This is a genomic window from Streptomyces sp. ISL-96 (assembly GCF_018614035.1).
In the GTDB taxonomy this organism is placed as follows: Bacteria; Actinomycetota; Actinomycetes; order Streptomycetales; family Streptomycetaceae; genus Streptomyces.
The window spans coordinates 1-18732 of sequence record NZ_JAGGPA010000064.1; the positions used below are offsets into that span (position 1 = coordinate 1).

Here is an 18732-nt window from a genome sequence, read left to right on the forward strand (position 1 = left end):
CCGCGAAGTACGGGTTCTAGGCCGGACCGACCCGCGGGCGTTTCGTCATGCCCGCGCACAGCAGCGTTTCGACCACTCCAACCGCAGAACTGACAACACGAGGTGCCTTCAACATGACTGCCTTCAAGCGCAGCAGCCACCGCCCACTGGCCCGCCGTCTCGCCCTGGTCGGCACGGTCACGGCCGCCGGACTCTTTCTCGCCGCCTGCGGCGGCAACGGCGACGACATGAACGGGATGGACCACGGGAACAAGTCATCCCCAGCGGCCACCCAGGATCCCGCTGCCAATCCAGCGCCGGGCGCGTTCAACGACACGGACGTGAAGTTCGCTCAGTCGATGATCCCGCACCACCAGCAGGCGCTGGAGATGGCCAAGCTGGCCGGCGGCCGAGCCGCTGACCAGGAGGTCAAGACGCTGGCCACGGCGATCGAAAAGGCCCAGGACCCCGAGATCCAGACCATGAAGTCCTGGCTCAAGGCATGGGGCAAGCCGGAGTCGGCGGACAGCAGCATGCCGGGCATGGACCACGGCACCGGCGACACCGAAGGCTCTGGCATGTCCGGAATGATGTCCGAGAAGGACATGGAGGAGCTCAAGGCCGCCAAGGGCACAGACTTCGACAAGAAGTTCGCGCAGATGATGACCGACCACCACAACGGTGCCATCGAGATGGCGAAGGACGAGCAGAAGAACGGCCGCAACGCGACCGCCAAGAAGCTCGCCGACGATGTGGTCAAGAACCAGTCCGCTGAAGTCCAGCAGCTGCGGAAGATCCTCGACCGACTCTGACGCCCAGCCCGGTCGCCGCTGTGGCCCTGCCAGGGCCACAGCGGCCGGCCCCATAGTCCCGAGCCCGGCAGCTCCCCCGGCTTCGCGCCCGTCCGGTCGCACGCACTGTGGTCACGGTGGCATGGCCAGGCTGTTGCCCAGTTCGGCTACGAAACAGGCACCTTGCCGCGCGACTTCATGCGCTGCTCGTACTGCCTGCGCTGTCCGTACCGGGTCATCCCCCGCGGCTTGTAGACCGCCAGCACCATGGCCACGAGCAGCACCAGCAGGGCGAGTACCGCGTGGAGCCTCGGGGAGGTGTTGCGTACTGCGTCGAGATCGGCACGGGGATCCGCCGCCACGTCGGCCATGAAGCGGAACGTCTCCATGTAGATCAGCAGGACCGCGGTGGACACGACGGTGATCAGCAGCTTGAAGAGGACCCAGTAGTGCCGGAACAGGCCCCACACGGTGCCCAGCGACTGAACGATCCCGGTGACCAGTGAAGCGAAGGCCAGCGGGACGAGGACGTACCAGGCGGCCGGCTCCATGACGAGGTAGGCGCCGCGCACCGTCTGCTCGTCCTGACTCGTCAAGCCGATGACGGCCAACGCCAGGAAGGCGATGACGGCGCCTAGCCAGCCGACCGAGGCCGCCACGTGCACGGTGAGCGCGAGCTTACGGAGACCGGGCGGCATGGTCATCGCCGGATGCCTTCGATGACGCTTGCGGAGATCATCTGGACACCGGACTCACCGATCGACATGTGGCGGCTCGGCCCGTGGCCGCCGGGACCCTTCGTCAGCAGCAGGATGACGAACAGCACGACCACGACGACGGTGATGATCGCGAAGACCTTCACCCAGCGTGGTGCGCCTGTGCCACTACCAGTGTCGGGGGACAGGTTCGACATGTACTTCTCCTTCTGACTCGACACCAGTTTTTCGATACAGGCTGTCTCTGTCAAGCCATGGTGTATTGACAGCGTCGTGCCATACACTGAGGCCGTGCCGAAGCTGTGGAACGAGACAATCGAGGCCCACCGCCGCGAGGTGCGCGACGCGATCCTGCACACCACGTGGGCACTGGTGACCGAGCAGGGGCTGGCGTCGGTGACGATGTCTCAGATCGCGGAGAAGACCGGCATCGGGCGCGCGACGCTGTACAAGTACTTCCCTGACGTCGAGGCCATCCTGGTCGCCTGGCACCAGCGTCACATCGACGGCCACCTCGAGCATCTCGCGCAGCTTCGGGACCGCCCCGGCAGCCCCGGCAAGCGACTCGAAGCCGTGTTGGAGGCCTACGCGTTCATCTCCCAGCACCGAGCGCACCACGGCGCGGAACTGGCCGCGCTTCTGCATCGGGGCGAGCCCGTCCTGCAAGCACAGCAGAAGCTCGTCGACCTGTTCCGAGACCTGCTGACGGAGGTCGCGGAGACCGGCGAACTCAGAGACGACATCGCGGCTGACGAGCTCGCGCGCTACTGCCTCCACGCCCTCACGGCAGCCAGCGGCCTGCCCTCCAAGGCCGCAGTCCACCGTCTCGTCACGGTCACACTGGCCGGCCTGCGCCCACCGCACTGACGCGCTCCGGCTCCGTCGGAACGGTCCTCACCGCGCCGAACCGAGGCGCCGCCGTGACCGGGGCCAGCCGTCACCATGACAGCAGGACCGACCGGGTCAATACCCGCACGCTGACAGCGTGGCCCATGGCAGCGGCCGCGAAGCGCGGACATACTCCCCCCGAAGGGAGATGCCATGACGTTTGGACGGAGCATCAAGCGCGGACCGGCTCTGGCAGCAGTCCTGGCGTCCGCCTGCCTGCTCGTCGTGACAGCATGCGGAAACGGCGACGGGGGAGGCGCTGACTCCACCACGACGGCGCCGACGCGGCCGACGACGCCCACAAGGACTTCCGCCTCGCAGCCGGCCGCCAGGACGGTGGAGGTCAGCGAGACGGACTTCGCATTGCGCCTGTCCGAAACAACGTTCAGCCCAGGTACTTACACGTTCGCCGCGGAGAATGCCGGACAGGTTCCACACTCCCTGGCCATCTCCGGCCCTGGCGTAGCGACTACCGAGACCGACGTGCTCCAGCCGGGCGAGACAGCGCGGCTCACCGTCACCCTGCGCGAGGGTGAGTACGAGTTGTGGTGCCCGGTCGGTAACCACAGGGGACGGGGCATGGACGCGCGCATCCAGGTGGGGACCAAGGGCGGGACAGCGTCTCCCCGGCCGACCGGCGAGGGCGGATACCCGGCTCCTTCGGGATGAGCGAATCAGTCGGCTGGGCGATCCCGGACACCTCGCGCTTGATCATCCTGCCCGCGGACCCACGCCACCAGATCCTCGATCATGGTGGCCACATCTGCGCCGAGGTCCTCCTGGAGTCCGGTCCGGGCACCCGTGGAGCCGACGCCTTGACTGGGCACTCCATGCATGACCTGAAAGGTCAGCCGCAGTTCCTCGTCAGTGAGCTGGGCCATCTCCGCGGTCACGATCGCTCTCATGCGGCGGCCGTCCTCATTGAGCCACTCCCGCTGGACCCACCGAGCCATGGCGCCCTCCACATCCTCGCAGGACAGGACGGCAGACTACGGGCACCACGCCCCTCTTCACCAGAGCGCAGGGCGGCGCGAAACCGACCTCGCGCTTCCGCCGACGCAGGCTCCCCTCCTCTGAACCCCGCGGGCAAGGAAGCTGTAGCCAAGACCAAACGCAGCCCTTTGATTTCGTTCAATGCTCACCAAATATTTATCCAGACCCAACGACAGTGCGACAGAAATCACCTCCCCAATAATCGCGCATGCACCATATATGCGGTTTGCTTTACCGGTACTTCCAGACCGAGTTGCAATTAGGTACGCCCCACCCGTTAGGATCACGGCATGATTACGGCGCGGTCACCCATCGGTGTGCTGCGGGCCCGGGCATCCCGGGGTCCGCTGCACATGCTGTGGCTGACCCTGCTCATGGTGGGCCTGGTGTACGCGCACGGCGTCAGCGCCGAGAGCGCCGCCCACCACCTCCCCAACAGCGGGCCCGTCTCCGCGACCACTTCGGGTCATGCACCCGCCGATCCCGCCAACTCGTCTTTGGGCATGGCCCAGCCCCTCGAAGGGGCGGACGAGGAACACGACGGCGAAGGCTCGTCGCATCCGGCCGAGGAGTGCATGCCGGGACAGCCTCAGCAAAGCGCTCCCCAGCAAGCGCCCTGCTCCGGCGTCCTGGGCGAAAGCCCCCTCGGCAGTCAGGTGCCCCACCGGTCCGTCGTGGCCGTCGGTCGAACGATCGACGCGCCCCTGGCGACCGCGAGAGCGACAGGCATCCTGCGGATCTAGGACTTGAGGTCTCTCCTCAAGCTGATTGACAGCCCCGTTGAACCAGGCGGCCCGAATCGGGCTGCCGCATGCGGTGCGTCCGGTGGAACCGGACCGACCGTACCCGTAGGGTTTACGGACTTTGCACAGGGCTGTCGACGGCACCTTCCGAGTGATCGATCTCTGTCCCTGGTCCTTTCCCGCAATTCTGGGCGAGGAAGGCACCGCACGGAGGAACTGTGTCGTTCCACCCGCTCACAATTCTCGGCACCAAGGGCGCTCGAATGCGCGGTGCCTTTGTTGCCTGCCTTCTTGCTGCGCTGGCGATCGCCGCCGTCGGCTGTGTTTTCCATTCCCAGGCAGCAGGCCACTCTCACGCTGAGACGTCGGCGCTGCCCCGGCATGCGACCACGAGTACCGAATTCACCAGCAATGCGCCCGTGTTGCCCCATTCCGCAGAGGTCTGCGTTCCAGCCACCCGCGCCGGGCAGCAAACCGCGCCGCCCAAGGTGGTGCCGTCCGAGGCCGCTCCCGTCGTGGCGGCCGTGGCCGCGCTGAGCGTGTGGCCTTCGGCTGCTCGCTCGCAGCGCCCCAGACCCCCCGCAGTACGGACGGGCCGCTGCACACTCATGCACGTCTGTTGTTGGCGTATTTAGAACTCACTCGTGCGGCCGTGACCATCGGCCGCCGCCGGATGCTGCCACCAGGAGCAGGAGTCTCCCCTCCTTCGGCCGCAGCAGAAGGCGAGATGCGCAGAGAAACAGCCATCTACGAACGAGAGCCGAAGACATGTCTATTCCCCCCACTGCTGAAACCACACCGCCCGCTCGTACCGCTCTGTCAGGACTGGTCGGCAACACTCCCCTCCTCCGAGTGTCCGAACCCTTCACCCAGGACGACCGCGGTTTCTGGGCGAAGCTCGAAGGCTTCAACCCCGGAGGCATCAAGGACCGGCCTGCTCTGCACATGGTCGAGCGCGCCCGCGCCCGAGGTGACCTCCGGCCGGGCGCCAGGATCATCGAGTCCACGAGTGGAACCCTCGGTCTGGGACTCGCCCTTGCCGGCATGGTGTACGGCCATCCGGTCACCCTGGTCACCGACCCGGGGCTGGAGATGTCCATGACGCGGCTGCTGACGGCATACGGGGCGCAGGTCAACGTCGTGTCCGAGCCGCACCCCACGGGCGGCTGGCAGGAGGCGCGGCGCGAGCGCGTGAAGCAACTGATGGCCCAGCACCCCGGCTCCTGGTGCCCGGACCAGTACAACAACCCGGACAACACCACCGCGTACACCCCGCTCGCCCTGGAACTCGCCACCGAGCTGAACCACATCGATGTGCTGGTGTGCAGCGTGGGCACCGGAGGACACTCCGCCGGCGTGTCCCGCGTCCTGCGCCAGCTGTACCCGGAACTGAAGGTCGTCGGCGTCGACACCATCGGCTCCACCATCTTCGGACAGCCCGCCAGGCCACGGCTGATGCGCGGCCTGGGGTCCAGCATCTACCCACGCAACGTCGCCTACGAGAACTTCAGCGAGGTGCACTGGGTCGCTCCGTCCGAGGCTGTGTGGACCTGCCGACAGCTCGCCTCATCGCACTACGCCACAGGCGGCTGGAGCGTCGGCGCGGTGGCTCTGGTCGCCGGGTGGCTCGCGCGGACCATGCCCGCTGACACCCGCATCGCGGCGGTCTTCCCGGATGGTCCGCAGCGCTATCTGGGCACGGTGTACGACGACGATTACTGCGCCGCGCACGGGCTGCTCGACGGGCCGCCGGCCCTCGAACCGGAGGTCGTCGGCAGGGTGGACGAGAAGGAGGTCACCCGCTGGTCCCGGTGCACGACGGTGGTCGACCCGCTGAAGCTCTGCGAATCGTCGGAGCATGGCGACGAACTCGCCCTGGACGACGCGTCCGTCATCGAGGACGAGGCGGAGGACGAGCGTCGGTGAAGGGCACACTCGCACAAGTCCGTACCTACGAACGGAGCGTCCAGCTCCTGATGGTGAACCAGTTCACCATCAATCTCGGTTTCTACATGCTGATGCCGTACCTCGCCGCGCACCTGTCCGGCACGTTGGGCCTCGCCGGCTGGATCGTCGGACTCGTCCTGGGCGTACGCAACTTCAGCCAGCAGGGCATGTTCCTGGTCGGCGGCACCCTCGCCGACCGCTTCGGCTACAAGCCGCTGATCGTGGCCGGCTGCATTCTGCGAACCCTTGGCTTCGTCACTCTCGGTCTCGTGGATTCGCTCCCGGCGCTTTTGGCCGCATCTGCGGCCATCGGCCTGGCCGGAGCCCTGTTCAATCCGGCGGTTCGCGCCTACCTCGCCGCCGACGCGGGTGACCGGCGGGTGGAGGCGTTCGCGCTGTTCAACGTCTTCTACCAGGCCGGCATCCTGCTCGGCCCGCTGGTGGGCATGGTGCTGACCGGCGTCGACTTCCGCATCACGTGCCTGGTCTCCGCCGGAATCTTCGCTCTGCTCAGCGTCGTGCAGATCCGCAGCCTGCCCTCGCGCAGGGCGGACGACACGAACGAAGCGAAGGCAGGTGAGCGGGAGAGCGTGCTCTCCCAGTGGCGCGGCATCCTGGCCAACCGGCCGTTCCTGCTCTTCTCCGCCGCCATGATCGGTTCGTACGTCCTGTCCTTCCAGGTCTACCTGGCCCTGCCGCTCGAAGTCCGGCGCCTGGGTGGACAGGACACCTTTGGCACGGCCGCGGTCGCGCTGCTCTTCGCCGCCTCTGGGCTGAGCACCATCCTCTTCCAGACCAAGGTGACGGCCTGGTGCAAGGCCCGGATGGAGCCCGGCCGGGCTCTCACCTGGGGACTGCTCACGATGGGCGTGGCCTTCGTCCCGCTGCTGGCGGCCACAGCCGTGCCCGTACCCGACGGCGGGGTGGGACTGTGGCTGCTCGCGGCGATACCGCCGACGCTCGCCGCGCTGCTGCTCGCCCTGGGCACGATGATCGCGTACCCCTTCGAGATGGACACCATCGTCCGGCTCTCCGGTGACCGGCTCGTGGCCACCCACTACGGGCTCTACAACACCATCTGCGGCGTCGGCATCACGCTGGGCAACCTGCTCACCGGGGCCTCGCTGGATGCGGCCCGCGCGGCCGGCATGTCGGCTCTGCCGTGGATCGCGCTGCTCGCACTCGGCCTGGCCTGCGCCGCGGCCCTGTTCGGGCTGCACCGTACCGGCCGCCTCGCGCCGCCGGTGCGCGAAGCGCAGCCCGAGCCCGCGACGGCCTGACGACCCGGCCCCGTGACGAGGGGCGGGCACGCAACCGTGCCCGCCCCTCCCCCGGCCGTGCCCACCCTCTCCAGGAGCTTTCCATGCCCACCTCCGCCTCGCCGACCGCACTCGGCTTGCGGCTGCGGCCCTTTCGAGCCGTGCGCTACGACCCCGCGACCGCCGGGGAACTGTCGAACGTCATCTGCCCGCCCTACGACGACGTCGGCCCGTCCCATGCCCGCGCCCTGCGCCGTCGGCCCTATCACCTGGCCCGACTTCTGTACTCGTCAGAGCCCCAGACCGCCGCTGGGCAGTTGCAGCGCTGGATGCAGCGCGGCGTGCTCGTACGCGACAGCACTCCAGCCCTCTACGTCTATCAACAGCAGCTCGGCGCGGGGGTCCTGCAGCGCGGCGTCATTGGCGAACTCGACCTGCCGTCCGGCGGCTCTGCCAGGGTGCTTCCTCACGAGGACGTACAGGCGCACGTCGTCGGTCAGCGGGCCGCGCACATGGCGGGTCTGCGCGCCCAGCTCGAACCTCTGCTGCTCACGTACCGTGCCGCGGCTTCCTCCGGGCGCGCCGTCATAGAAGACGTCACCAAGCGCCCTCCGCTGGCCGTCGCCCGGGTCGGACGAACCACACACAGCGTGTGGGCCTGCACCGACCGGCGCGAACATGCCGCCATCACCGGCGAACTGGCGGGCGCCAGCGCGCTCATCGCCGACGGACATCACCGCTACGCCGCTGGTCTGCGGCTCGACGCACACCAGCCCCGCGGCCCCTGGGGCCGCAGCCTCGCGCTACTGGTCGACCAGGAGGCCCATCCGCTGCAGCTCACCGCGATCCACCGCGTCATACCCGGTCTGGAGGCCGACAAGGCCGCCGCGGCCGCCGCCGATGTGATGCGCGTACGCCCCCTGCCCGGCGGCCCTCGGCTCCCCCTGCCCGGCGAACTCGTCCTCACCGGAGCCGGGCAGGCATGGGCCCTCACCCATCCCGACCAGTCGTCACTCGACGACGCACTGGCGGGGCGGCCGCCACAATGGCGGGACCTGCCCACAGCCGTCGCCGACCACCTATTGCTGAACCGGGCCTGGTCAGTCCCCGACCTTCCCGGCGCCATACGGCACGTACACGACGCGCACCTCGCGGCCGCCTCCGTAGCCACGTCCGGGCACGGCGTCGCCCTTCTGGTACCCGCCATCAGCGAGGCAACCGTACGAGAGCTGGCGGGTGCCGGCGTGCTGCTGCCCCGCAAGACGACGTCGTTCGGCCCCAAGCCCGCCGCCGGGCTCGCGCTGCGCGTACTCGAAGAGTCCTGACCCCCTGTCAACGCCCCTCGCAAGGAGCAGAGTTCTTGTCCTCGACCCAGCTCATCGAGCGCCCCTACGAGACCGACGACCAGCCCGGCCTCAGACCCAGCGGCCGAGCCGCACTGCGCAAAGCTCGATCACGGCGCGCTCGCAAGCAGGCCCTGCTGGCGCGCTATCTCGGCTATGTCGGGTACTTCGTCGGCGCTGGCCTGATCAGTGGTGCGGTCGTGCACCACCCGCTGGACCCCGCCCGCTATACCCGCATCGCCGGTTACGGCGTGCTGGTCTTCCTCGCCGCCACGCTGCTCAACGAATACATCCTCGCCGAAAAGAAGCCCACACTGCCGAGGATGGCTCAGGTCATGGGCGCCTCCCTGCTGCTCTCGTTCGGCATAGGCATGCTCAGCGGCGGTCTCCAGCACTTCGAGGACTTCCCGGACCGGGCCGCCATACTCATACCGGTCGGCGTCACCCTCTCGTTCGTGGCATACGTCCTCAAGGACGCCGAATCGACGTGGCGCCGCATCTTCAGCGTGGCCGGGCTGTCCGTGCTCGTCGTGGTCGCCATCAGCTTCGTGGGCCTGCGCTATGTGGCGTCGACCATCGAGGTACCGGTAGAGGGCGGAGGGCACAGCCACGGGGGCGCGGCGGAACCAGCGGAGGAGGGACATGACGAGAAGGCCCCGGAAGGGACAACGCCGTCCGCCGGCGCAACGCAGCCGACCTCCGCGCCTGCGGCGCCCGGCGAGGCGGAAGCGCCTGGACACGACGACGGTCACGGCCACTGAGTGCGAGCGCACGAAAGACCCGTCGGGCGCGCCCCCGACGGGTCTTTCGCGATCGGTGTCAGTGGACGGCTGCCGCAGCCCGTCCTTCGGTGCCGGCTGCCGTCTCCCCAGCGGGGTTCGGCTCCAGCACCCGCTCGGCCAGGTGGCCGAAGATCAGCCCGAAACCGGCCCAGAGCACCGCCTGGATCCCGATCGCGGCGACCCGGAACTCCCACATCACCGTGGCGGGGAAGTCCTTGGGGGTCTCACTGATCCCGGGCAGGAAGACCATCGCCACGGTCACCGCGGCCACGAAGGAGGTCCCGGCCGCGACCGAGGCGTTCCAGTTGCCCCAGCGGGAAGCAAGGCGCCGCCCGAGCACCACCGCGCCAATTCCCAACAGCACGCTGAGGGCAATCATCAGGAAGAACAGCGCCGTGCGCTGGTTCAGCGTGCCCGGGTCGCTGGTCGCCGGCGGGTTCGGCGGGTACTTCAGGAACGGCACCAAACAGATGGTGACGAACCCGGCCGCCGCCATCAGGGCGGCGGTGGCCCGTGCCCCGAAACGGCCGATACGGCCGACGGCGAAGCAGTACGCCAGCGCGGCGATGCCGCCCATGGCGATGCCGAAGACCAGCACCCCGGTCGCCAGCCCGACCGTCGACTGCTGCAGCCGGCTGAACAATTCCTCGCCGTGCTCCTGGGAGTGGGCCGACTCGTAGGCGATGGCGTCGTCGACGGATGGGATGCCGACGAAGTACGCCACCACGAAGGCCAGCAGTCCCGCGCCGATCCCGGCGAGCATTCCGCGCACCAACAAGGCGCGCACGTGTACGGAGTTCATAGAGTTGTCCCCTGTCGGAGTGTCAGTGGCAGGGGAAACCGAGGAGGTGCCGGCCGTCGTGCACCCACTCGTGGACGCCCTCGCCGGAGAAGACCGCGAAGGAGCCCTGCTCGGTGCCGACGAAGTACAGCAGGACGAGCGCGAGGATGCCGAAGAACGCGGCCCAGGGCAGGATCGCCCGGACGGGCAGAGGCGCGACAGCGGGCGTCGCGGAGGAAATGGGGACAGGGGCGATGGCGGAGTCAGCCATGGCGAGACCTCCTTGGGAACACGCGTCCCGTGTTGTTGGAGCACGCGACGACGGCGTAAGGGTCTGACTCGCCGACAACCCCTCGGGGTGCCGGGCACACAGTGGCGCGACCGTGCCGGACTTGCACCGGACTTCCATCACACCGTCGTCCTACGTCCAAGAAGGTAGCGGTCCGAAAGGTTTCCGCCAAGGTGGCGCATGTCGCACGTCCCGCACCGGGACGGAACAGGTGTACCTGCCGCTCCGGTTAGCATCACGCGCACCCCCGCCCATCTCGAAAGGACCTCGCCTTCCATGACCATTCGGCTGACTCTGGTGGCAGCGGCGGCTGGTCCGGCCCTGCGGGAGGCGCGCTGCGACGACGACTCTTCACTGGACGAGCGGGGGCGGAAGCAAGCTCGGGCCATCAGCGTGCCGTCGGCCAAGCGGTACTGCGTCGCACCGTCGGTGCGATGCCGGGAGACAGCCGACGTGCTGGGCCTGATCGCCACCGTGGAGCCGCTCCTGCGGGACATGGACATGGGCACCTGGAGCGGCCGTACGCTCGGCGAGCTCGCCGCCGAGGACCCCCGGGCTGTCGCCACCTGGACGACGGACCCTGCTGCGGCCCCGCACGGCGGCGAGTCCGTGACGGACCTGTGCCGCCGGGTCGGCGGCTGGCTCGACCGGCTGCCCGAGGACGCCGGACGCGTCCTGGCCGTCACTGGACCGGCGGCCGTCCGCGCCGCAGTGGTCCACGCCCTCGCGGTACCCCTGACGGTCTTCTGGCGTATCGATGTCCCGCCGCTGTCCTCCATCCAGCTCACCGGCCGGTGCGGCCGATGGAACCTACGGCTCGGCTGACGCTCTACGGCGCGACGAGCGCCGCGTTCCGTTTGCGCGGCGGTCAGGGTGTCACTCCACTGGGAGGAGAGCATGCCGACGGGCAGCCCCGTCGGCCTCATCGAAGGAGACGAAACCATGGCCACTGTCGTGAAGGACATGCTGGGCACCTACCCCGCCGACCTGGGCGGCGTCGACCGCGACGCGATGACCAAGTGCATCGAGGAATGCATCGCCTGTGCCCAGGCATGTACTGCGTGCGCCGACGCGTGTCTGTCGGAGGGCATGGTGGGAGACCTGACCAAGTGCATCCGCACCGACATGGACTGCGCGGACATCTGCACCGCGACCGGCGCGGTCCTCTCCCGCCACACCGGCTACGACGCCAACATCACCCGCGCCATGCTTCAGGCGTGCATGACCGCCTGCAAAGCATGCGCCGAAGAGTGCGAGCGCCACGCGGACATGCACGAACACTGCCGCGTCTGCGCGGAAGCCTGCCGCCGCTGCGAGCAAGCCTGCAACGAACTGCTCGCCACGCTGGGCTGACGCAGGTGGGGCCAGAACCTGGCCTCACCCGCCAGAGGGGCCGTCCGGAGGAATCCGGCCGGCCCCTCTGGTTGCGTCGAGCGAACCGTCGCCCCTCTTCGCCCGGGCGGCCTGCTCGCGCAGATACCCCAGTTCTTCGCGGGTCCGTCGGATTTCCTCATCGACGCTCTCCGCCGAGCGCTTGGAAGGGGGTACGCAGCGGCCGCCCTGCTTCAGCATCGGTCGGATACAGCAGGCGTAGGTGAGGGCGAGGGCGAGCACGGTCACGGCCAGCGGAAGCCACAGTCCGGTCATGCCCGGGGGCCCTTGTGAGGGCTGGGCTTCGTGGCGACCTCGCCGCGCAGGGCGTCGATCTCCTTACGCAGGCGGCGGAGCTCCTGCTCCTGCTCAGGGGTGGCCGTGGTGTGCGGCGGCCGACCGGGGTCCGCGGGGCGCTTGGCGCGCATCATGAACCACATCATCAGGCCCATACCGACAGGGCAGGCGAGTAGGGGGAGTATGTACAGAAGCTGGCCCATTACAGGTCCTTCGGGTTTTCGGGGTGGGTCGCTCGGGAAATGGGGCGGGCTTCGGGGCGCAGCAGCGCGGCTCGACTCAGCGGGCCTTCTCCATGGGGAGCCCGCAGCAACAGGTGGGCGCTTCGTCTCCGCCACGGCCGGGAGCCGCGCCTTTCGTCACGGTGATCTCACAACCGCAGTTTGGGTCCGGGCACCGGTACACCTCGCCCTCAACGAATGCCATGAGGTGGCCTCCTTCCGACTCCGTGCCTGTGAACGACGCTAAAACCTTCCCCCTGGGGCAAGGTCAAGGCCCGTTTAGCCTGGAATATGGCGTTTCTTTTCACCGTACGTCGGAGGGATTCGCGCATGTCCCGCAAGCCTGACAAGAAGGCATCAGCGGTCCGTCGGGCCCGGGCGGCGGCGCTGCGTGAGCAGGCGCAGCGTTCCGAGCGCCGACGCCGCCGGCTCATCGCCCTTGCCGTGAGTGTCGTCGTACTCGCTGTCATCGCGGGGATCACCATTGCCCTCCTCCGGACCTCGGACGAGCCGACCACTTCCCGGACCCCAGCCCAGGAGGGAATTCCCACGACCCCGGTCAAGACTGCTTCGGGCCGTACGACCGAGCCGCCCTGGGACCCGCCGAGTGATCCCTCCGCCCGGGTCGAGGCGGCCGGACTGCCGATGCTCGGCGAGGAGGGCAACGTCGAGCACATCCACGCCCACCTGGACGTCCTCGTGAACGGCAAGCCGGTCTCCGTCTCCGCCGACATCGGCGTCGACGAGCAGGCGCAGCAGATCAGCCCGCTGCACACGCACGAGACGAATGGTGTGATCCACATCGAGTCCCCGGTCAAGGCCGGCTTCTCCCTCGGCCAGTTCATGACCGAGTGGAACGTCGCGCTCACCAAGGATTCCATCGGTGGGCTCAAGACCGCTGATGGCAATGAGTTCCGCGCGTACGTCAACGGCAAGGAGTACCCGGGCAACCCGGCCGCGATTGAGTTCCGGCAGCACGACCAGATCGCCCTCGTGTACGGGCCCAAGGACCAGAAGGTCGAGGTGCCCAGCAGCTACGACTGGCCGGAAGGCGAGTAGTCCAGCCCACCCGGGCGGGGCGTGGCTGTTGCCGGTCATGGCTTAGCATGGCGCGCATGTCGCGACGCGTGCTGCCACCGCTCCGGACGTGGTTCGGGGTGCTGCTGGTGTGCGCGCTGTTCGTGTGCCTGTCGGGGCTGGCGCGGCCGACCATGGCGATGTCGATGCCGATGGCCATGCCCGGGTCGATGAAGACGGCTCCGCACGCCGTGGCCGATGAGCGCGGCAGCCATGCCTCGGCTCCGACCGTGGCCGAGTCGGCACCGGACCCCGGCCCGTACTGCCCGTCGGCCGAAGAGCAGTGCGCGGCCCCGAAGGCCACCCTCGCTCAGGACTGGCCGTCGGGCCATGTGGCTGCGGTTTCGCCCCGCGCGGTGGGGTGCTCGCCGGTACTCCTGGTCGCGCAGCCGGGCGCCCCGCCCCCGGCGGTGGCCCCTCCTGATCTGCACTGGTTGTGCGTGTCACGAACGTGACGGATCGCCGTTCGCGAGGTTGACCCCTTGCGGGACGCCGCTTCATCACGTCCGCCTCGGCACGCCCGGATTCCGTATGCCCACATGTGCGTGCCGTCGTCGCAGAACAGGAGTAACGACGCATGCCGTCGTCCATCGCTTTGCTGATCACCGGTGCGAGCACCGGCCTGCTCGCCGGTGGCGCCTCGTGCGCCGCCGTACAGGGGGGCCTGCTGGCCGGCGCCGTGACCCGCCGCGGTACCCCCGCGCCTGCCTCCGCCAAGAAACCGGCCTCCGCGCCGCAGGCCGCCACGCCACTGGCTCCGGTCGTGGCGTTCCTTGCCGGGAAACTGCTCTCCCACACCCTCCTCGGCGCGCTGCTCGGCATCTTCGGTGACGCGCTCCAGCCGAGCCCTCGTACGCAGGCGGTGCTGCTGCTGGCCGCCGGCGTGCTCATGGTGTTGTTCGCGCTGGATCTGTTCGGCGTCAAGGGGGTGGGGCGGCTGCTGCCCCGGCCTCCGGCGTCGTTCGGTCGCCTGATGCGGCGCAGCGCCAGGACCGATTCGGTCGCCACGCCGGCTCTGATCGGTTTCGCCACCGTGCTGGTGCCCTGCGGGGTGACCCTGTCCATGGAACTGCTGGCGATCACTTCCGGGTCAGCAGTGGCCGGTGCTGCCGTGATGGCCGGATTCGTCATTGGCACCGCGCCGCTGTTCGCAGTGCTTGGCTATGTCTTCCGCCGGAGCAGCCAGGCGCTGTCCGGACGGCTGGCCGCGCTCACGGGTGTGGTGGTACTGGCCGTGGCCGTCTGGACCATGGGGTCCGCCTTGCAGGCCGGCGGCTGGGTCTCCTTCAACACTCCCGACAAGCAGGCTGCGGCCAGCGCGCCGTTCATCGTCGAGGGAGGCGACCAGAGCCGGGCGGCGGGTGATTCCGGTGGTAGTGAAACGGCGGCGGCCGACGTCCCCGTACGGATCGACGCCTCCGGGAAACAGATCCTCACCCTCACCGTGACGGACTTCTATGAGACCACCCAGTTCTCCGCGAAGGCGGGCGTGCCCACCACGCTGGTCCTGCGCGGCAAGGACTCGGGCGGGTGTGCCCGCGCCTTCACCATCCCGGAACTCGGCGTCCAGGAGATCGTCAAGCGCAACGGCGACACCAAGGTGGACCTGGGCACCCGCAAGCCCGGCAGCCTCCCTTTCTCCTGTGCCATGGGCATGCAGACCGGCACCATCGACTTCAAGTAGAGGACATCCGGAAGTGAAGCTGTTCAACCGCAAGGGCAAGACGGAAGCCGACGGCCCCCAAGTGGAGCTACTGATCGAAGGCATGCACTGCAACAGCTGCGGCCTGCTCATCGACGACGAACTGGAGGACCTCCCCGGCGTCCGCTCGGCCACCACGGACGTACGCACGGGACGCAGCGTCGTTCGCCTGGAAGAGGGCGCCGATATGGACACCGCTGCCCTGATCGCAGCGGTCGAAGCGGCCGGCGAATACACGGCACGGCTCGCCGACTGACGCGCACGCGAACACGGACGGCGGCCCGGCCGGGGAGGCGTTCCCGGCCGGGCCGTAGGTCAGAGGTCGACCACGAGAGTCTGGCTGTGGGCCCTGGATACGCAGGGGTAAATGACATCCCTGCGATCTCGTTCGTCGCGGCGCAGCACGGTGTCGCGGTGATCGGGGATGCCGGCCAGGACCCGCAGCTCGCACGTGCCGCAGAACCCTTCCTCGCAGGAGGCGGGAGCGCCGGGGATGACCTGGCGGATCACGTCGAGCAGCGTACGGTCGGAGGCGACGGAAAGTGTGCGTCCGGTGCGTCGCAGTTCGACCGTGAACTCCTGTGCGGGCAGGGGCTTTCTCGCCGTACCCGTGAAGCGTTCAACGTGCACATGCCGGTCGGGAAAGTCGCCCATGGTCTGTTCCAGGGCCGCGATGAGCGGTTCTGGGCCGCAGCAGTAGACCGCGGCTCCCGGCGGGGTCGCGAGCAGCTCGGCGGTGAGGTCGGGCAGGCCGTCGGTATCTTCAGGGACGAGACGGACGCGGTCACCGCCAAGAGCGAGGAGTTCCCCGGCGAACGCCATCGTGGCGCTGGATCGGCCGCCGTACACCAGCTGCCACTCCTGCCCGGCCCTCGCCACCGCGCGGATCATGGGCAGCAGGGGCGTGATGCCGATACCGCCCGCGATGAACAGGTACTGGTCGGCCAGGGCGAGGGGGAAGCTGCTGCGAGGCCGGCTCATCACGATCTGCTCACCCACGCGCAGGGCATGTACCTCCGCCGATCCGCCGCGCCCGTCCGGCGCGTGCCGCACAGCGATGCGGTGTGTGTCCCGGTCGGCCGGGTCCCCGCACAGCGAATACGGCCGTATCCGCCCCGAGGGGAGCGCAACCTCTACATGGGCGCCAAGCTCCCACGCGGGCAGTGAGCCACCGTCAGCGGCGACGAACCCGACCTGTACGACGCCTTCGGCGACCGGGCGCACTTCTTGCACGACAACGGGTCTGGCGCCCGGCAGTTCACGGCGTAGAGGTGGTGCGGAAGAGATGGCGTCCGTACGGCGCACAGCCAGGAGCCGGTAGATGGACAGAAAGGCGACGGCCGGCACGAGGAGGAGGGCCGTCCACCTCACCACCCCTGTGTCGGTTCCGGCCATGAGGGCATGGACCGTGGCCAGTACGAAGACAGCGAACGCGCTGGTGTGCACGTATCGCCACCAGCGTTCCGCGATACGGCCCTTGAGCAGTGATGTCACCTCGATCGCCGCCATGAGCTGAAACGCGATCACACCCCAGGCCACGGCGGCCGGCCGGTACTCGGAAGCGAAAGGCACCAGCAGCTCCACGAGGCCGAAAGCGACCCATGAATCCGCGATCAGCGACAGCAGATGCACCGCCAGGAACGCCAGGGCGATCCCGGAAAGGAAGCGGTGCAGGTCGTACAGCCGTGCCGGCACGGCTCGTCGGCCCATCACCCGACTCGACAGCAACAGCCCCCACACCACCGTGGCCGACAGCAGCCACCAGGCCATCAGCCCGCCGACACGGGCCAGGTACCACCAGAGTTGGGGGTCCACGTCACATACCTTTCCCAGGGGCCGGCAGGGTGTGCCGTCCCCTCTTCGGTCACGAGCAGGCCGGCCACCCCCTGGTCCTCCAACAGGGTGCGTCCGTCGATCGGGCCGGCGATCAGCGCCGCCTTGGCCAGCGCCTCCGCCCAGTGCGCCTCGGCGGCCACGACGGCCACCTGTCCGGCGGCCGGCGCTCCGTTGCCCGGATCGATGAGGTGGTGCATTTCCCGTCCCTGCCGCCGCCACCGGCGGCGCAGCCGCGTGGAGGTGGCGACGGCGCCCTCGGCGAGGGCCAGCCAGGCCAGGTCCGTTCCCGGCTTGGCCTCGTCCTCGACCGCGACCACCCATTCGCCCGCCCCGGGCCGGGAGCCCGCTGTACGTACGTCCCCGCCGAGGTTGACGCAAGCGCCCTCCGCGCCCGACGCCAGCAGCTCACCCGCGACGAGGTCGGCGGCGTACCCCTTGCCGATGCCACCGAGGTCGAGTCGTACGCCCGGCGGGAGTCGGACCCGGTCATCCTCGATCTCGATGCCCGCGCAACCCGGCGCGGGGCCGGGATCGTCGGCGTACGGCACTCCCTCGGCCAGCTCGGCGAAGCTGCGGGAGTATCCGGCGGATTCGAGTGCGGGGAGCACGGTGGGGTCGAACAGCCCGCCGGTCACCTCCCATGCCCGCACGGCCTGGCGTACGAGCGCGACCGTCGGCCGGGAGAGTGGAACCCAGCGGCCCGGCGGCGAGGCGTTGAGGCGGCACAGTTCACTGTCGGCGCGAAACCTGGACCACAGCGACTCCAGCTCTTCCAGCCGCAAGCGCGCATGGGCCACGAGTTCCGGGCGGCCGGCCACCAGGAGGTGACCGGTGCTGCCCATCACCGCGAAGCCCGCCTCGACGTGCTCAGCTCCCACTGCTGCGTGTCATGGGGGCGGACGACGTCGGCTGAGGCGGGGCCTGACCGGCCGCTGCGGTTGCGCTCTGGGATCCGCCGCAGCCGCTGCCGCTGCTGCGCGTCACGGGGGCGGCCGGCGCGGTCTGCGGCGGCGCCGGGGCTGCGGCTGTCGGCGTCGAAGCGCCCGGCGTGGCCGCCGTGGACGGCTGGGCGCTGGAGACCAGGGCTGCGGTGAGCAGCGCGGCACCGGCCAGACCGGCGGTGGCCACGCCCACGCGCACAGCGATACGCCGGTCCCGCTCGTCGGCCTCGTCGTCGTTGAGGTCGGCCACGTCTACATCCCGTCCATGCCCATACCGCCCATGCCATTGCCCCCCATGCCCATACCACCCATGCCCATCCCGCCCATGTTGTTCTGGCCGTTCCCGTTGGCCGCCGGGGGGTTGCCGCCCGGAGCGTTGCCGCTCTTGGAGTCGGGCTTGGTCCCCGGTCCCATTTCCATGCCCTGCTTCATGCCCATATCCATGCCGGCTTCCATGCCCATGCGCATGGCTTCCAGACGCATCCGCATCTCCTCACTCATGTCGCCGGTGCCGCCCATGCCGTTACCCGGCATGCCATTGCCCGGCGCACTGGGTGCCGGGGTGGGCGCCTGGCTGGGCGCCTGGCTGGGCGGAGCCATCGGTGCCGTCGGGCTGGGTGTGGCGGCCGGCACGTCGGGGCCGCCGCCGGTCACCGCCGCGGTGGCGACGACGGACGTGACGCTGACGGTCACGAGTGCTGCGGCGATCGCGAGGGCGGTGCGGTGCTTGATGGGGCTTGCCATGGGTTGGTCTTCCTTGTCTGTTCTGGTGCGTA

At 69.0% G+C, this 18732-nt stretch carries 25 protein-coding genes and 1 riboswitch; of the genes, 14 read left to right on the top strand and 11 right to left on the bottom strand.

The features are described from left to right. The first annotated feature begins 113 nt into the window (after positions 1-113). Entirely contained in the window at positions 114-791 is a 678-nt protein-coding gene (locus J7E96_RS31190; RefSeq protein ID WP_215136280.1) for a DUF305 domain-containing protein, read from the top strand. A 146-nt stretch (positions 792-937) separates the two neighbouring features. On the opposite strand, the gene J7E96_RS31195 is transcribed toward J7E96_RS31190, so the two are convergent. After that, positions 938-1474, bottom strand: a complete 537-nt coding sequence (locus tag J7E96_RS31195) for a hypothetical protein (protein ID WP_251070707.1) — start codon at positions 1472-1474, stop codon at positions 938-940. Then, a complete protein-coding gene (locus J7E96_RS31200; RefSeq protein WP_215136282.1) occupies positions 1471-1683 on the bottom strand; it encodes a hypothetical protein in 213 nt (70 codons plus the stop codon). Before J7E96_RS31200 ends, J7E96_RS31195 begins: the two co-directional genes overlap by 4 nt. 94 nt (positions 1684-1777) lie before the next feature. On the opposite strand from J7E96_RS31200, the gene J7E96_RS31205 reads away from it, so the two are divergent. Next, a complete protein-coding gene (locus J7E96_RS31205; protein WP_215136283.1) occupies positions 1778-2353 on the top strand; it encodes a TetR/AcrR family transcriptional regulator in 576 nt (191 codons plus the stop codon). A gap of 174 nt (positions 2354-2527) precedes the next feature. Beyond that, a complete protein-coding gene (locus tag J7E96_RS31210) occupies positions 2528-3043 on the top strand; it encodes a copper-binding protein (protein WP_215136284.1) in 516 nt (171 codons plus the stop codon). 5 nt (positions 3044-3048) lie between these two features. Here the strand turns inward: J7E96_RS31210 and J7E96_RS31215 are convergent, their stop codons facing one another. Beyond that, a complete protein-coding gene (locus J7E96_RS31215; RefSeq protein WP_215136287.1) occupies positions 3049-3327 on the bottom strand; it encodes a hypothetical protein in 279 nt (92 codons plus the stop codon). 330 nt (positions 3328-3657) lie between these two features. Here J7E96_RS31215 and J7E96_RS31220 point away from each other — a divergent pair, with 330 nt between their 5' ends. The 5 genes from J7E96_RS31220 (at position 3658) to J7E96_RS31240 (ending at position 9420) form a co-directional block, all read left to right on the top strand. After that, on the top strand, positions 3658-4110 hold the full coding sequence (locus J7E96_RS31220; protein WP_215136289.1) for a hypothetical protein: 453 nt from the start codon (positions 3658-3660) through the stop codon (positions 4108-4110). 768 nt (positions 4111-4878) lie between these two features. Further along, positions 4879-6036 (top strand): PLP-dependent cysteine synthase family protein, encoded by a 1158-nt coding sequence (locus tag J7E96_RS31225; protein WP_251070708.1) that lies wholly within the window; start codon positions 4879-4881, stop codon positions 6034-6036. Next, positions 6033-7337, top strand: coding sequence for an MFS transporter (locus tag J7E96_RS31230; protein ID WP_215136291.1), 1305 nt, complete (start codon positions 6033-6035; stop codon positions 7335-7337). The genes J7E96_RS31225 and J7E96_RS31230 overlap by 4 nt, the downstream gene beginning before the upstream one ends. 83 nt (positions 7338-7420) lie before the next feature. Next, complete coding sequence (locus J7E96_RS31235; protein WP_215136293.1) at positions 7421-8641, top strand: DUF1015 family protein; 1221 nt, start codon at positions 7421-7423, stop codon at positions 8639-8641. A 35-nt stretch (positions 8642-8676) separates the two neighbouring features. Beyond that, positions 8677-9420, top strand: a complete 744-nt coding sequence (locus J7E96_RS31240) for a hypothetical protein (protein ID WP_215136295.1) — start codon at positions 8677-8679, stop codon at positions 9418-9420. A 58-nt stretch (positions 9421-9478) separates the two neighbouring features. Here J7E96_RS31240 and J7E96_RS31245 read toward each other — a convergent pair whose 3' ends face one another. Next, positions 9479-10243 carry a CbtA family protein gene (locus tag J7E96_RS31245; protein ID WP_215136297.1) on the bottom strand — a complete coding sequence of 255 codons (765 nt, stop codon included), beginning with the start codon at positions 10241-10243 and terminating at the stop codon, positions 9479-9481. Positions 10244-10265: 22 nt separating this feature from the next. After that, on the bottom strand, positions 10266-10493 hold the full coding sequence (locus tag J7E96_RS31250; protein WP_215136299.1) for a CbtB-domain containing protein: 228 nt from the start codon (positions 10491-10493) through the stop codon (positions 10266-10268). Between the two features lie 46 nt (positions 10494-10539). After that, a riboswitch (adenosylcobalamin (AdoCbl) riboswitch) is annotated at positions 10540-10643 on the bottom strand. A 144-nt stretch (positions 10644-10787) separates the two neighbouring features. Between J7E96_RS31250 and J7E96_RS31255 the strand changes: the two genes are divergently transcribed. Beyond that, positions 10788-11336, top strand: coding sequence for a histidine phosphatase family protein (locus J7E96_RS31255; protein WP_215136301.1), 549 nt, complete (start codon positions 10788-10790; stop codon positions 11334-11336). 117 nt (positions 11337-11453) lie between these two features. Beyond that, positions 11454-11864, top strand: a complete 411-nt coding sequence (locus J7E96_RS31260) for a four-helix bundle copper-binding protein (RefSeq protein WP_215136303.1) — start codon at positions 11454-11456, stop codon at positions 11862-11864. Between the two features lie 24 nt (positions 11865-11888). Here the strand turns inward: J7E96_RS31260 and J7E96_RS31265 are convergent, their stop codons facing one another. Further along, the gene (locus J7E96_RS31265; protein WP_215136305.1) at positions 11889-12158 is read right to left on the bottom strand and encodes a hypothetical protein; all 270 of its coding nucleotides are present in this window, start codon (positions 12156-12158) and stop codon (positions 11889-11891) included. Beyond that, positions 12155-12382 carry a hypothetical protein gene (locus J7E96_RS31270; RefSeq protein ID WP_215136307.1) on the bottom strand — a complete coding sequence of 76 codons (228 nt, stop codon included), beginning with the start codon at positions 12380-12382 and terminating at the stop codon, positions 12155-12157. Before J7E96_RS31270 ends, J7E96_RS31265 begins: the two co-directional genes overlap by 4 nt. Positions 12383-12730: 348 nt before the next feature. Here J7E96_RS31270 and J7E96_RS31275 point away from each other — a divergent pair, with 348 nt between their 5' ends. From J7E96_RS31275 to J7E96_RS31290, 4 genes are all read left to right on the top strand, one after another. Further along, on the top strand, positions 12731-13459 hold the full coding sequence (locus J7E96_RS31275) for a hypothetical protein (RefSeq protein WP_215136309.1): 729 nt from the start codon (positions 12731-12733) through the stop codon (positions 13457-13459). A 56-nt stretch (positions 13460-13515) separates the two neighbouring features. Beyond that, entirely contained in the window at positions 13516-13932 is a 417-nt protein-coding gene (locus tag J7E96_RS31280; RefSeq protein WP_215136311.1) for a hypothetical protein, read from the top strand. A gap of 122 nt (positions 13933-14054) precedes the next feature. Further along, complete coding sequence (locus J7E96_RS31285; protein ID WP_215136313.1) at positions 14055-15161, top strand: sulfite exporter TauE/SafE family protein; 1107 nt, start codon at positions 14055-14057, stop codon at positions 15159-15161. 13 nt (positions 15162-15174) lie between these two features. Beyond that, the gene (locus J7E96_RS31290; protein WP_308296226.1) at positions 15175-15435 is read left to right on the top strand and encodes a cation transporter; all 261 of its coding nucleotides are present in this window, start codon (positions 15175-15177) and stop codon (positions 15433-15435) included. Positions 15436-15494: 59 nt separating this feature from the next. Here the strand turns inward: J7E96_RS31290 and J7E96_RS38600 are convergent, their stop codons facing one another. From J7E96_RS38600 to J7E96_RS31310, 4 genes are read right to left on the bottom strand one after another with little or no spacing between them, the layout of a single operon-like run. Next, on the bottom strand, positions 15495-16994 hold the full coding sequence (locus J7E96_RS38600) for a 2Fe-2S iron-sulfur cluster-binding protein (protein ID WP_308296227.1): 1500 nt from the start codon (positions 16992-16994) through the stop codon (positions 15495-15497). After that, entirely contained in the window at positions 16949-17893 is a 945-nt protein-coding gene (locus tag J7E96_RS31300; RefSeq protein WP_215136315.1) for an FAD:protein FMN transferase, read from the bottom strand. The genes J7E96_RS38600 and J7E96_RS31300 overlap by 46 nt, the downstream gene beginning before the upstream one ends. After that, positions 17883-18206 (bottom strand): hypothetical protein, encoded by a 324-nt coding sequence (locus J7E96_RS31305; protein ID WP_215136317.1) that lies wholly within the window; start codon positions 18204-18206, stop codon positions 17883-17885. Before J7E96_RS31305 ends, J7E96_RS31300 begins: the two co-directional genes overlap by 11 nt. A gap of 2 nt (positions 18207-18208) precedes the next feature. Beyond that, on the bottom strand, positions 18209-18700 hold the full coding sequence (locus J7E96_RS31310; RefSeq protein WP_215136319.1) for a hypothetical protein: 492 nt from the start codon (positions 18698-18700) through the stop codon (positions 18209-18211). Positions 18701-18732 lie beyond the last annotated feature (32 nt).

What these genes read in the sequence shown, in the direction of transcription:
- J7E96_RS31280 (WP_215136311.1), top strand. Translation starts at nt 13,516, where the DNA reads ATGTCGCGACGCGTGCTGCCACCGCTCCGGACGTGGTTCGGGGTGCTG.
- J7E96_RS31215 (WP_215136287.1), bottom strand. Translation starts at nt 3,327, where the DNA reads ATGGCTCGGTGGGTCCAGCGGGAGTGGCTCAATGAGGACGGCCGCCGC.
- J7E96_RS31210 (WP_215136284.1), top strand. Translation starts at nt 2,528, where the DNA reads ATGACGTTTGGACGGAGCATCAAGCGCGGACCGGCTCTGGCAGCAGTC.
- J7E96_RS31285 (WP_215136313.1), top strand. Translation starts at nt 14,055, where the DNA reads ATGCCGTCGTCCATCGCTTTGCTGATCACCGGTGCGAGCACCGGCCTG.
- J7E96_RS31270 (WP_215136307.1), bottom strand. Translation starts at nt 12,382, where the DNA reads ATGGGCCAGCTTCTGTACATACTCCCCCTACTCGCCTGCCCTGTCGGT.
- J7E96_RS31195 (WP_251070707.1), bottom strand. Translation starts at nt 1,474, where the DNA reads ATGACCATGCCGCCCGGTCTCCGTAAGCTCGCGCTCACCGTGCACGTG.
- J7E96_RS31255 (WP_215136301.1), top strand. Translation starts at nt 10,788, where the DNA reads ATGACCATTCGGCTGACTCTGGTGGCAGCGGCGGCTGGTCCGGCCCTG.
- J7E96_RS31235 (WP_215136293.1), top strand. Translation starts at nt 7,421, where the DNA reads ATGCCCACCTCCGCCTCGCCGACCGCACTCGGCTTGCGGCTGCGGCCC.
- J7E96_RS31190 (WP_215136280.1), top strand. Translation starts at nt 114, where the DNA reads ATGACTGCCTTCAAGCGCAGCAGCCACCGCCCACTGGCCCGCCGTCTC.
- J7E96_RS31260 (WP_215136303.1), top strand. Translation starts at nt 11,454, where the DNA reads ATGGCCACTGTCGTGAAGGACATGCTGGGCACCTACCCCGCCGACCTG.
- J7E96_RS31225 (WP_251070708.1), top strand. Translation starts at nt 4,879, where the DNA reads ATGTCTATTCCCCCCACTGCTGAAACCACACCGCCCGCTCGTACCGCT.
- J7E96_RS31250 (WP_215136299.1), bottom strand. Translation starts at nt 10,493, where the DNA reads ATGGCTGACTCCGCCATCGCCCCTGTCCCCATTTCCTCCGCGACGCCC.
- J7E96_RS31265 (WP_215136305.1), bottom strand. Translation starts at nt 12,158, where the DNA reads ATGACCGGACTGTGGCTTCCGCTGGCCGTGACCGTGCTCGCCCTCGCC.
- J7E96_RS31220 (WP_215136289.1), top strand. Translation starts at nt 3,658, where the DNA reads ATGATTACGGCGCGGTCACCCATCGGTGTGCTGCGGGCCCGGGCATCC.
- J7E96_RS31200 (WP_215136282.1), bottom strand. Translation starts at nt 1,683, where the DNA reads ATGTCGAACCTGTCCCCCGACACTGGTAGTGGCACAGGCGCACCACGC.
- J7E96_RS31310 (WP_215136319.1), bottom strand. Translation starts at nt 18,700, where the DNA reads ATGGCAAGCCCCATCAAGCACCGCACCGCCCTCGCGATCGCCGCAGCA.
- J7E96_RS31245 (WP_215136297.1), bottom strand. Translation starts at nt 10,243, where the DNA reads ATGAACTCCGTACACGTGCGCGCCTTGTTGGTGCGCGGAATGCTCGCC.
- J7E96_RS31275 (WP_215136309.1), top strand. Translation starts at nt 12,731, where the DNA reads ATGTCCCGCAAGCCTGACAAGAAGGCATCAGCGGTCCGTCGGGCCCGG.